The 9,751-nt window shown below is 61.6% G+C and carries 11 protein-coding genes; 3 read left to right on the forward strand and 8 right to left on the reverse strand.

The genetic code is table 11. The annotated features are described in order from the left end of the window. Positions 1-25: 25 nt before the first annotated feature. Positions 26-1,369: an NADP-specific glutamate dehydrogenase gene (gene gdhA, locus ACSVHP_RS00250; RefSeq protein ID WP_447550584.1), complete on the reverse strand. Its 1,344-nt coding sequence runs from the start codon at positions 1,367-1,369 to the stop codon at positions 26-28. A gap of 226 nt (positions 1,370-1,595) precedes the next feature. Here gdhA and ACSVHP_RS00255 point away from each other — a divergent pair, with 226 nt between their 5' ends. After that, on the forward strand, positions 1,596-1,868 hold the full coding sequence (locus tag ACSVHP_RS00255) for a YnjH family protein (protein ID WP_234673620.1): 273 nt from the start codon (positions 1,596-1,598) through the stop codon (positions 1,866-1,868). On the opposite strand, the gene ACSVHP_RS00260 is transcribed toward ACSVHP_RS00255, so the two are convergent. Continuing rightward, positions 1,828-2,244 carry a pyrimidine (deoxy)nucleoside triphosphate diphosphatase gene (locus ACSVHP_RS00260; protein WP_447550586.1) on the reverse strand — a complete coding sequence of 139 codons (417 nt, stop codon included), beginning with the start codon at positions 2,242-2,244 and terminating at the stop codon, positions 1,828-1,830. The two genes, ACSVHP_RS00255 and ACSVHP_RS00260, sit on opposite strands and share 41 nt — an antisense overlap. A 75-nt stretch (positions 2,245-2,319) precedes the next feature. Between ACSVHP_RS00260 and ACSVHP_RS00265 the strand changes: the two genes are divergently transcribed. After that, positions 2,320-2,889, forward strand: a complete 570-nt coding sequence (locus ACSVHP_RS00265; protein ID WP_447550587.1) for a carboxymuconolactone decarboxylase family protein — start codon at positions 2,320-2,322, stop codon at positions 2,887-2,889. After that, complete coding sequence (locus ACSVHP_RS00270; protein ID WP_447550588.1) at positions 2,882-3,526, forward strand: CDP-alcohol phosphatidyltransferase family protein; 645 nt, start codon at positions 2,882-2,884, stop codon at positions 3,524-3,526. Before ACSVHP_RS00265 ends, ACSVHP_RS00270 begins: the two co-directional genes overlap by 8 nt. Here ACSVHP_RS00270 and ACSVHP_RS00275 read toward each other — a convergent pair. The 6 genes from ACSVHP_RS00275 to xthA form a co-directional block, all read right to left on the reverse strand. Next, positions 3,523-4,830, reverse strand: coding sequence for a sulfurtransferase (locus ACSVHP_RS00275; protein ID WP_447550589.1), 1,308 nt, complete (start codon positions 4,828-4,830; stop codon positions 3,523-3,525). The genes ACSVHP_RS00270 and ACSVHP_RS00275 overlap by 4 nt on opposite strands. 85 nt (positions 4,831-4,915) lie before the next feature. Beyond that, positions 4,916-5,536 carry an ATP-binding cassette domain-containing protein gene (locus ACSVHP_RS00280; RefSeq protein ID WP_447550591.1) on the reverse strand — a complete coding sequence of 207 codons (621 nt, stop codon included), beginning with the start codon at positions 5,534-5,536 and terminating at the stop codon, positions 4,916-4,918. Continuing rightward, positions 5,536-7,062: a thiamine ABC transporter permease gene (locus ACSVHP_RS00285; protein ID WP_447550592.1), complete on the reverse strand. Its 1,527-nt coding sequence runs from the start codon at positions 7,060-7,062 to the stop codon at positions 5,536-5,538. The genes ACSVHP_RS00280 and ACSVHP_RS00285 overlap by 1 nt, the downstream gene beginning before the upstream one ends. Continuing rightward, entirely contained in the window at positions 7,035-8,195 is a 1,161-nt protein-coding gene (locus ACSVHP_RS00290) for an ABC transporter substrate-binding protein (protein ID WP_447550862.1), read from the reverse strand. Before ACSVHP_RS00290 ends, ACSVHP_RS00285 begins: the two co-directional genes overlap by 28 nt. A gap of 19 nt (positions 8,196-8,214) precedes the next feature. Beyond that, complete coding sequence (locus ACSVHP_RS00295; protein ID WP_447550594.1) at positions 8,215-8,871, reverse strand: TVP38/TMEM64 family protein; 657 nt, start codon at positions 8,869-8,871, stop codon at positions 8,215-8,217. A 30-nt stretch (positions 8,872-8,901) separates the two neighbouring features. Next, complete coding sequence (gene xthA / locus ACSVHP_RS00300; RefSeq protein WP_234676575.1) at positions 8,902-9,708, reverse strand: exodeoxyribonuclease III; 807 nt, start codon at positions 9,706-9,708, stop codon at positions 8,902-8,904. Between the last annotated feature and the right edge of the window lie 43 nt (positions 9,709-9,751).

Raw genomic sequence — 9,751 nt, forward strand, 5'->3', positions numbered from 1 at the left:
AGGGCACCTGACCGCACAATAAAACTTAAATCACACCCTGACCAATCATCGCATCCGCCACCTTCACGAACCCGGCGATATTCGCGCCGCGCACGTAGTTGGTCTGCTGCGCGTCGCCGCCGTACTCCACGCAGGCGTGGTGGATATCCAGCATGATGTGGTGCAGACGCGCGTCCACTTTCTCTGCTTTCCAGCCCAGACGCGCGGCGTTTTGCGCCATCTCAAGCCCGGAGGTTGCCACGCCGCCGGCGTTGGCCGCTTTACCCGGTGCAAACAGCACGCCCGCCTCCAGGAACAGATCCGTCGCTTCGATGGTGGTTGGCATGTTCGCCCCTTCGGCTACCGCCTTCACGCCGTTGGAAATCAGCGTGCGCGCGGCCTCTGCGTCCAGCTCGTTCTGGGTGGCGCACGGCAGGGCGATATCCACCGGCACGCCCCACGGCTGCTTGCCTTCCAGGTAGGTCAGACCAAACTCGCGGGCGTAATCCGCCACGCGGCCGTCGCGGCTGGCTTTGATTTCGCACAGGCGCGCCAGTTTTTCGGCGGTGAAGCCGGCTTCGTCCACCACGGTGCCGCTGGAGTCAGAGGCGGTCACCACGCGGGCGCCGAACTGCATTGCTTTTTCAATCGCGTACTGCGCCACGTTGCCGGAGCCGGAAATCGCCACGCGCATTCCTTCAAAGCTCAGGCCGTGACGCTTGAGCATCGCCTCGGTGAAATAGACCAGACCGTAGCCGGTCGCTTCCGGGCGGATCAGGCTTCCGCCAAACGAAAGACCCTTACCGGTGAACACGCAGGCGCTGTTGTTGGAAAGCTTTTTCATCATCCCGGCCATAAAGCCCACTTCGCGACCGCCCACGCCGATATCGCCTGCCGGAACGTCGGTGTCCGGACCAAGATGGCGATACAGCTCGGTCATCAGCGCCTGGCAGAAGCGCATCACTTCGCCTTCGCTTTTGCCCTTCGGATCGAAGTCGCTGCCGCCTTTACCGCCGCCCATTGGCAGGGTGGTGAGCGCGTTTTTAAAGGTCTGCTCAAAGCCGAGGAATTTCAGAATCGATAAATTCACGGACGGGTGGAAGCGCATACCGCCCTTAAACGGCCCAATCGCCGAGTTGAACTGCACGCGCCAGGCGCGGTTAACCTGCACCTGATTGCGGTCGTCGACCCAGGTCACGCGGAACTGGATCACGCGCTCTGGCTCCACCAGTCGCTCAAGCAGCGACATCTGACGATAGCGCGGGTTTTCTTCTAGGAATGGCCACAGGGTAGTCATGACCTCGCGCACCGCCTGAGCAAACTCGCTCTGGTGCGGGTCGCGCTGTTGAACGTGGGCAAGGAAAGTTTCCAGAGAGCGTGTCTGATCCATAGATATAAGAACCTCTTATGTTTTTTATGTGTGTTGCGTAGTCGATTTATGCTGTTTTTTCGACTATATCACCCGCACTACTTTGTGAAGCAAGCGGAAATTTCGCCCTAAAGTGAAATTCATCATAACGCCCGGGTCATAACGAAAAACGATGACGCGAGAAATTTAAGTTCCTGGCAGGATTACCGTTATAGTCATTATCAGAAGACGACAAAAAGAGAACGCTATGAACCGTTATGTGACGATCGCACTACTTGCCCTGGTCTCCGCAGGGGCCCAGGCCGACCGCATTCGCCCGGATGTCGAGGTGAATGTCCCGCCAGAGGTATTCAGCACCGGCGGGCAGCGTTCGCAGCCCTGCAATCAGTGCTGTATTTATCAGGATCAGAACTATTCAGAAGGGGCGGTGGTAAAAGCCGACGGCGTGCTGTTGCAGTGTCAGCGGGATGAGAAAACCATCAGTACGAATCCGCTGGTCTGGCGTCGCGTAAGAGGATAAAGGCGTTCAGCAGGGGGATATCCGCAGGCGCTAATGCGTAAGTTAGCGCCTCTTGCGGCGAGCACCACACCAGCGCGCTGTGGTAATGCGCCGTGACCTCGCCGCGAAATTCCGGCACGTGCCAGGCGTGAAGATGAATCAGCCGCTGCGACACTTCCCGCTGATGGCTGGCGACGTAGCGCCCGGGGCTGGCATCTATGCCTAACTCTTCGCGCAGCTCGCGGATTAGCGCCTGCGGCTGGGTCTCTCCGGCTTCGACTTTCCCGCCCGCAAATTCCCACAGCCCGGACTGGTCGGCGTGAGCCGGACGCTGTGCCAGTAAAATTTTGCCATCCCGTTCAATAATGGCGGCCACAACATCGATAGTTTTCAGCATGGTTATCAATACTTGCTCGCAAAAAACGACATATTATCTTGCCCTTTCAAAGAGTCCAGCCATCAGGAGAGTCCGGTGAAAGAGACACCCGCCTGGGTAGCCCCCGTCAAAAGCCTGCCCGCCAGTTTAAAACCTATCGCCGCCATGCAGAAAAAACACTTTGGTGCCGTGCTCAATCCCACCCGCTGGTGGGGGCGAATGCCGCGCCTGTTCTGGCTGGTGGCGCTGTTTGTCGGCTTCCTTGAACGCCGCAGTGCACGCTTAAGTCCAGTAATGCGATCGCTGATAATGACCCGCGTATCGCAGCTCTGCCGCTGCGATTTTTGCATTGATGCCAACAGCCTGCGTCTGGCTGAGCGCAGCGGTGCGCTGGATAAAGTGCAGGCGGTCAGCCGCTGGCAGGAGGCCACGCTTTTCACCGACGAAGAGCGCGTGGCGCTGGCCTATGCCGAGGCCGTCACCGCCACGCCGCCGCAGGTGGACGACGCGTTAAAAGCGGCGTTAAAACGGCACTTTACCGACGACGTGATTACCGAAATGACCGCGCTGATTGCGTTTCAGAACTTATCCGCGCGGTTTAACGCGGCGCTGGATATTCCGGCCCAGGGGCTGTGCGCCACCTTCAAAGAGAAACCGCATGTTTGATAAGCATCTGCATCCGCGCCTGAAACCTGCTTTAAACCAGATCGCGGCGGCGCTGGATAAGCCCTGCATCACCCCCGACGGCCTGACCCTCGCCGGCTTTGCCGTCGGCGTGCTGGCGCTGCCTTTTCTGGCGCTCGGCTGGTATACGGCGGCGCTGGTGGCGATCGTGATTAACCGCCTGCTGGATGGCCTGGACGGGGCGCTGGCGCGTCGGCGCGGGCTGAGCGATGCGGGGGGATTTTTAGATATCGCGCTCGATTTCCTCTTCTACGCGCTGGTGCCGTTCGGCTTTGCGCTCGCAATGCCGGGTGAAAACGCGCTGGCCGCCGCGTGGCTGCTGTTTGCGTTTATCGGCACCGGAAGCAGCTTTCTGGCCTTTGCAGCGCTGGCGGCGAAGCACGATATCGCTAATCCGGGCTACGCCCATAAGTCGTTTTATTACATCGGGGGGCTGACGGAAGGGACGGAAACGATCGTGATGTTCGTGCTGTGCTGCCTCTTCCCGGCGTACTTTGCGTGGTTCGCGTGGGTGTTTGGCGCGTTGTGCTGGCTGACCACCGCAACGCGCATCTGGAGCGGGTATGTGACGCTTAAATATTCCCTCGCCCCAAAGGGGAGAGGGGGTGACATCACTTAACGTGAACTCTCAGGCCCGCGCTCCCCGGTGGAGACCGGGTTCTTCGGATTGCTGCTCCATTCGTACCAGCCGCCGTCGTAGACCGACACGTTGTTCCAGCCCATCGCCCGGGCGTACATAAAGGTTTCGGACGCCCGCCAGCCCGTACCGCAGTAGAACGCTACGTGCTGGTCGGGCAGGATATTCCAGGTCTTCCACATCTCGGCGATGTCGTCCGCGCTGCGCATGGTGCCGTCCGGGTTATGGAAATCTTCCATGTGGGTGGCGTCGCTGCCGGCGTGACCCCAGCGGGCGCCCGCAATTTCACCTTTTGGCTTGATGTAGCTGTAGCCGCTGGTTTCACCGATAAACTCCGGCCACGAGCGGATGCTGACCAGCGACGCGTCCTGACGATGCAACATGCCGCGCGCCTGTTCGGTATCGACCATCAGCTGCGGCTGGCCGGGGATCGGCGCGCCAAAATCAGCAGCGGGTTTGACCTCGGCGGGCATTCCGCGCTCAACCGGCAGCCCGGCGTCAGACCAGCTTTTCCAGCCGCCGTCCAGAATGCGCACATCCTTCACCCCGGCGTAGAGCATGATCTGCGCGACGCGCGCGGCGGCGTAGACGTCACGGCCATACAGGATTACCGTTGTGTCGTGCCGAATACCGTGTTTCGCCAGCATCGCTTTCAGCTTGTCGTCAGACACCTTGTTCCACAGCGGCTCGCTCTCTACCTCGTTGGTGTCCACATAGCCCGCGCCCGGAATATGGCTCAGCAGGAAATACTTCGGCGCGCCCCAGCCCGCTTCCAGCACTTTCCACGTTTTCTCCGGGGCGGCCACCACCGGTTTGTTTTGCTGAAGCTGATGCAGCCACTGCGGATAAACCAGCTGTTCAAAGTGGGCTAAACGTTGCAGTCGGGCAGGGTTTTGCAGCGCATCGCTCAGGGTCGAAACCAGCGGATAGCCCGCTTTTTCCAGCCGCGCTTTTACCGCCTGGTTATCCGCGTCGCTGCCGTAGAGCGCAATCGGGGTGGACGGAGTCAGCTGATGCTGCTTAGCCCAGCCGCGGAGCTGCTCGTCGCTCATCGCGCCAAGCCAGGACGCCGAGAGATTAAGCGCGGCGGGTTCATGTCCGGAGGGGCCGCTCAGCGTCTGCGGCCAGCCGTTGTAGAAGGCGCTAACGCGGGTATCAATCACTTTGCCGCGCTGCTGTTCAAGCTGGGAAAGGGTCATGGAATGGGGCATATCAGCCGCCACGGAGGAGGTTGAAGCGAGGCCGCAGAGCAGGGCCAGCGCGGTCAGTTGAGAAACACGTTTCATCGATAAACCTGACGTCAAAAAAAGAGGCGCTCATTGTCATCTCCCCGAGCTCAGAAAACATTGCGTTAGCACAGCTTGCGGCGTGTTATTGCCAGCGGGAAATCTGAATCACCTCTCCGCCGGGCGGAATATCTTCTTCATCGTGTGTGACCAGCACGACCGGAATATTCCGCGCGCGAAGGGTCTCAAACACCCAGGCGCGAAACGCCGCACGCAGCGTTTTATCCAGCCGACTGAACGGCTCGTCCAGCAGCAGCGCCTGAGGTTCGGCAAGCAGCGCGCGCAGCAGGCTGATCCGGGCGCGCTCGCCGCCGGACAGCGTCGCCGGATCGCTGTTGTAATGCCCGCCCAGCCCGGCGGAGCCCAGCGCCTCCTGCACCGCCGCGTTGCGGGCGCGTCCGGTTATCCGCGCCGGAAGCGCCAGCAGTAAATTTTGCCCGACGCTGAAGCTGTCAAACAGCAGGGCGTCCTGAAATAAAATCCCCAGACCGCGCTGCTCAACGGGCAGCCGATCGCAGCGCCGCTCTCCCAGCCACAGCTCCCCCTGGGCGGTAAAATCCGCAGACAGCGCGCCGATCATCCACGAAAAGAGGGTCGATTTCCCGCTGCCGGATGGGCCCATTAGCGTTACGATCTCCCCCGACGACACGCTGAACGTGACCTCGTGAAAAAGCGGCTTGATGGTGAGATTTTTAACGCTCAGCATTAGCGTAATCCTTGTCGATAGCGGCCTGCGAGCCGGGAGAGAAGCGCCGCGAGGGCGAAGACGCAGCCGGTTAACAGCAATAGCCCCAGCGCGCGGCCAGCGAGGGTCGGAATGCTGCCCCCGCTGCTGAGCGCCACGGCGTCGGTGGTGAGCGTGGTAAAGCGCCCCGCGCCGAGCCACAGCGTGGGCATGTACTGCGCCATGCTGACGGAAAAACCGGTGGCATAAGCTATCAGCGCCGGGCGAACCAGCAGCGGGCATTTGACCAGGCAGAAAATCTTCCCGCGCGACCAGCCGAGCGTTCTGGCAATCAGTATGAGGCGCGGATCGAGCCTGCGCCAGGCGGGCTGAAGCACCAGCAGCGTCCAGGGCAATACCCACAGCAGATGGCTCCACAGCACCGCGCCGTATTGGCCGTCCACCCCGAGCCACAGGGCGAGAGAATATTGCCCGTAGACCAGCGGCAGCGCTGGAAGCGCCAGCGGCAGCCATACCCACCACGCCCCGCGCTGCGGTCCCCATTCGAGCCACGGCATCAGGACGGCGAGCGCCAGCAGGCTCGACAGCAGCCCCAAAGAAAGACTGGTGATGTAAGGGGCAAGCGCGGCATTCCCGTGCCGGGCCAGCAGCACCAGCACCATCGTGCAGAACAGCCCGCAGGCGGGCAACAGCCAGCCGACGGGTAACGATCGATGGCCGACGTGCCGCGCGCCGCTGACGTTCGGCAGGGTGCGCCGCCAGGCTCGCCAGAGGCCGTACCCGATGCTCGCCAGCACCGCCAGCATCAGCAACAGCAGCAGGCATAACAGCGTCCCTTTTGCCTGCTGGTCGGCATCGCCCTGATTCAGCCACTGCCAGGCCAGCACCGCCAGCGTCGGGGGATTGCCCGGCCCGAGCACGATCGCCACATCCACCACCGAGAGCGACCAGGCCAGCACCGCCAGCATCACCGCCCCCAGCGCAGGGGCGATGGCAGGCAGCACCAGCCAGCACAGGCGCTGAATACGCCCGTAGCCAAAGGTGCGCAGCACCACGTTTTGCTGCGCGAGCCGTTTTTCGGGCAGCACCGCGTAGATGGCCCACAGCACGAACGCGCTCTCTTTTATCGCCAGCGTGATGCCAAGACCTATCCCCGCGCTGTCCTGCTGCGCGGAAAGGGCCGGAAACAGCTGATAAAAAACGCCGCCCTCGGCAAACACCAGCAGGGCGCTGGTGGCGAAAGCGACGTGGGGAACGGCGAGCAGCCACGGCAGCCGGGCGCTCAGGCGCTGCCAGCGCTCGCCCGGCCACAGGGCGGACACCAGCAGCAGGGCGATAAACAGCGCGCCCAGCGTGGCGATCAGGGCCGAGACCAGGGTGGCGATAAACGCCTGCGGAAGCTGCGGATCGCTGAGCAACGCCTGCCAGCGGGCGGCCGAAAAGGCGGGCGCGAGCAGCATGGCTCCCGCCGGGATCAGCGGGAGATAAATCACCGCCATCGCCAGCCAGACAAGGCCGCTTAGCGCGTGCCGTAGCGGCGAAGCCATTCCTGCTCCAGCGCGTTAACCCACGCCGCGTGCGGCTCCGGGAGCATCTCCGGCAGTCCGTCGGTGGTGTGGGCGCTCAGTTTTTTCGCGTCGTCCGGGGATAGTTTGTTGCTGTCCAGCACGCTCGGATCGCCCCAGACGGCAGGGTCCGCTTTGCGGATCTGCGCCTGCGGAGAGAGCAGGAAATTCGCCACTACCTTAGCAGCCGCGCTGGCGCTGGCGTTCACCGGAATGGCGACGAAGTGAACGTTGCCGAGCATCCCCTTTTTAAAGCCGAAGCTGTAGCTGTCGGCGGGCAGCTCGCCGCTGGCGACTTTCTGCCGGGCGTGGGCGGGGTTGAAGGTGAGCGACATCGCCAGACTGCCGCTGGCTAACAGGGCGTCCATCCGCGCCGGGGAGGGCGGGAAGTCTTTCCCTTTGCGCCACAGCAGCGGGTGCAGCCTGTCAAGATACTGCCACAGCGGCGCGGTCACCTGCGCAAAGCGGGCATCGGGGGCGGTTTTCAGCGCGTCCGGCTCGGTGGTCAGCGTCAGCAGGAGCTGTTCCAGAAACGCGGTGCCGGTAAAGTCGGGCGGGCGGGGGTAGCTAATTTTACCGGGATGCGCGGCGGCAAACGCCAGCAGCGCCTCGGTATCGTTGAGCGCGGCGGGCAGCGTCGCTTTACGGGCAATGAAGGTGAGCTGCGCGCCGCCCCACGGGGATTCGGCCCCGTCGGTTGGGATGGCAAAATCTTCCGTCACCGGCTTGCGCTTATCCACAAACTGCCAGTTCGGCAGCGTCTGCGCCCAGCCGGTTTGCAGCAGGTTGGCCTCTTTCAGGGTGCGGAAGTTCTCGCCGTTGACCCACAGCAAATCGACCGAACCGTGGGTTTTACGCCCGGCGGCATCTTCGGTCTGAATACGTTTAACCGCATCGGCGGCGTCCGCCAGATGAACGATATTGAGCGTGATGGCGTAGTGGGTTTTCATCTCGCCGCTCACCCAGTCGAGGTACTGGTTAACCGCCGGATCGCCGCCCCAGGCGTTAAACCAGACGGTCTGGCCTTTGGCTTCTTGTTGAATGTGCTGCCAGCCGTCGGCGGCAAAGGTGGAGCCTGCCAGCAGCAGGCCTGTCAGAAACGCGCAAAAACGCACACGGCGCATAATGCCTTCCTTAAAGAGAGGTGTGAGAAAAACGAGAAAACAGCCAGCGGGTCGCCAGCGGCAATAACCCCAGTAGTGTAAAGGCGATAACCGTTCCCGGCGACAGAATATCGTGCAGCGAGGTCAGTTTTCCCAGCTCGCGTCCGGCGTTCAGAAAGATAATCGTCGCGGGCAGCATCGCCAGCTGGCTCACCCACCAGTAGCGGCTAACGCTAAGACGGGTCAGCCCGGCGAGTAAATTGACCATGAAAAAGGGAAACAGCGGCATCAGGCGCAGGGCGAAAAGATAAAAGGCGCTGTCGCGATCCATCCCTTCATTCACGGTTCGCATCTGCCGGGCAAACCGCTGCTGCACCCAGTCGCGCAGCAGGTAGCGGCTCACCAGCATTGCCAGAGTAGCGCCAAGAGTAGAGGCGAACGACACCAGCAGCGTCGCTTCCCACAGGGTAAACAGCGCCCCGCCGAGCAGGGTGAGGATCGCCGCGCCGGGAATCGAGAGGGCCGAAACCAGCACGTACAACGCGAAATAGAGCGCCGCGCTTTGCAGCGGAAAGTGCTGCACCTGCGCAAGCAGCGCCTGATGATGCGCGCGCACCGAGTCCAGCGACAGCGCTCCCGGCGGCAGTAACCAAAAGGCCAGCGCAAAGGCGCCCAGAAGGGCGCACATGAAGAGTAATTTTTTAACGTTCACGCGGAATTAGAGCTTGAATTTCGCCCATACCGGCGCGTGGTCGGACGGCTTATCCATGCTGCGGATGTCGTAATCAATGCCGGTTTCGATGCAGCGTTCCGCCAGCGGCGCGCTGGCCAGCAGCAGGTCGATGCGCAGGCCGCGGTTGTCATCAAACCCTTTCGAACGGTAGTCAAACCACGAGAAGCGATCCTGGGTTTCCGGGTTCGCGGCGCGGAAGGTGTCCACCAGACCCCAGTCCATCAGGCGCTGCATCCACTCGCGCTCTTCCGGCAGGAAGGAGCACTTACCGGTGCGCAGCCAGCGCTTGCGGCTGTCCTCACCGATGCCGATATCCAGATCCGTAGGGCTGATATTCACATCACCCATGATCAGCACCGGGTTCTCTTTTTTCAGCTCGTGGGTCAGGTAGTCCTGAAGGTCCTGATAAAACTTCGCTTTAGCCGGGAATTTGGTCGGGTGGTCGCGGCTTTCGCCCTGCGGGAAGTAGCCGTTAATGACCGTGATATTGCCGAGGGCGGACGGGATTTCCGCCATGATGATGCGGCGCTGCGCCTCTTCGTCATCGCCCGGGAAGCCGCGACGCACCGAAACCGGGGTCTCTTTGGTCAGCAGCGCGACGCCGTAGTGACCTTTCTGTCCGTGATAGAAGACGTTATAACCCAGTTTCGCCACCTCTTCGAGGGGGAACATGTCGTCGTGAACCTTTGTCTCCTGAAGGCCAATCACATCCGGCTGATGCTGTTCAACGATGGCTTCAAGTTGGTGAGGGCGGGCGCGCAGGCCGTTGATATTAAAAGAGACAAATTTCATAGTCGCTGCCAGTGCAAGGTGAATAGTGCATGGATGGTAGCAG

It is taken from the genome of Enterobacter sp. 186315, assembly GCF_053290175.1.